Below are 1895 nucleotides of genomic sequence, written 5' to 3'. Positions count from 1 at the left end.
CGCCGAATCCATCGTCGTCGCCGTGCTGTCCGCCCTCGCCGGCGAAGGCACCCTCGACCGCTCCAAGGCCGTCGAGGCCGCCAACCGGTACCGCATCGACGACGTCCGCGCCGCGGCCGTCTCCTACGCCGACACCGGCAGCGCCTAGAACGGAATCGAAAATCCTATGACAGCAACAGTGTCCGAATACCTCGTCACGCCCGGCCGGGAGGCGCCCGCGTCGGCGAGGCGCGCGAAGATCGTGTGTACCCTCGGGCCCGCAACGGCAACCGGCGACCGCATACGCGAACTCGTCGACTGCGGAATGGACATCGCACGGCTCAACTTCAGCCATGGCGAACATTCCGATCACGAGGAGAACTACCGCCGGGTGCGGGACGCGTCCGAAAACACCGGCCGGGCGGTGGGTGTTCTCGCCGACCTCCAGGGCCCGAAGATCAGGTTGGGTCGCTTCGCCGAAGGCAGCGTCGTCTGGTCGGACGGCGACGTCGTGCGGATCACCGTCGACGAGTGCGACGGCAGCCGCGACCGTGTGTCGACCACCTACAAGCAGTTGGCGGAGGACGCCGAGCCCGGTGACCGGTTGCTCGTCGACGACGGCAAGATCGGACTGGTCGTCACGGACGTCGACGGCAACGACGTGGTGTGCCGGGTCACCGAGGGCGGTCCGGTCAGCAACAACAAGGGTGTGTCGTTGCCGGGGATGAACGTGTCGGTCCCGGCGCTGTCGGGCAAGGACATCGCCGATCTCGAGTTCGCACTGCGTCTCGGTGTCGACCTCATCGCCCTGTCGTTCGTGCGATCGGCGGCCGACATCGAACTCGTCCATGCCGTGATGGATCGGGTCGGCCGCAGGGTTCCGGTGATCGCGAAGCTCGAGAAACCGGAGGCGATCGACAACCTCGAGGCCATCGTGCTGGCGTTCGACGCGGTGATGGTCGCCCGCGGCGATCTGGGTGTCGAACTTCCCCTCGAACAGGTACCGCTCGCGCAGAAACGGGCCATCCAGATCGCCCGCGAGAATGCGAAGCCGGTCATCGTGGCCACCCAGATGCTCGAGTCGATGATCGAGAACTCTCGGCCCACCCGCGCCGAGGCGTCCGACGTCGCGAACGCCGTCCTCGACGGTGCGGACGCGGTGATGCTGTCCGGTGAGACGTCGGTCGGGAAGCACGTGATGGAGACGGTCCGCACCATGGGCCGCATCATCAGCGCGGTGGAGGAGAAGTCCACGCACGTTCCGCCGCTGGCGCACGTGCCCCGCACGAAGGGCGGAGTCCTGTCCTACGCGGCACGCGACATCGGGGAACGATTGGGTGCGGCGGCGCTCGTCGCGTTCACCCAGTCCGGGGACACCGTGCGCCGGCTCGCGCGGCTGCACACTCCGCTGCCGTTGCTGGCGTTCACCCCGCTCCCGGCGGTGCGCGCTCAGCTCGCGCTGACGTGGGGGACCGAGACGTTCCTCGTCGACCCCGTCGAGTCGACCGACCAGATGATCCATCAGGTCGACCACGCGCTCCTCGGCCTGGGCCGATACCGGCGGGGCGACCTCGTCGTCATCGTCGCGGGATCGCCTCCGGGCACCGTCGGCTCGACCAACCTGATCCACGTCCACAGGATCGGCGAGGAAGACCACTGATCGGATGTGACGCTGTAACCGTACGCCCGTCCGCTATTGACAGAACTCGATGGACACGGTTTTCTTGATGTCAAGATACGAAACTGTGTTTTCGCATCGTGGAAGTTTTGCCAAGTGCGGAAGGTGAGTCATTTCATGACTGAGCGTGTTGAGGTCGGCGGTCTGCAGGTCGCGAAGGTGCTCTACGACTTCGTGAACGAGGAGGCGCTGCCGGGGACCGGGGTGGACGTCGACGGGTTCTGGTCGGGTGCGGCGA

1 protein-coding gene and 1 pseudogene are annotated in these 1895 nt (G+C 66.6%); both read left to right on the top strand.

What is annotated here, in order from left to right:
- Positions 1-148 (top strand): annotated as a pseudogene (locus tag HGB39_RS40480) (transketolase-like TK C-terminal-containing protein); the annotation flags it as partial.
- An 18-nt stretch (positions 149-166) separates the two neighbouring features.
- Positions 167-1639 carry a pyruvate kinase gene (gene pyk / locus HGB39_RS38005; protein WP_052023913.1) on the top strand — a complete coding sequence of 491 codons (1473 nt, stop codon included), beginning with the start codon at positions 167-169 and terminating at the stop codon, positions 1637-1639.
- Positions 1640-1895 lie beyond the last annotated feature (256 nt).

The organism is Rhodococcus opacus, assembly GCF_012396235.1.
Lineage (GTDB): Bacteria > Actinomycetota > Actinomycetes > Mycobacteriales > Mycobacteriaceae > Rhodococcus_F > Rhodococcus_F opacus.
This window is presented reverse-complemented; position numbering and strand designations above follow the sequence as displayed.

Coding starts and splice junctions, on each gene's coding strand:
- pyk (WP_052023913.1), top strand. CDS start 167: ATGACAGCAACAGTGTCCGAATACCTCGTCACGCCCGGCCGGGAGGCG.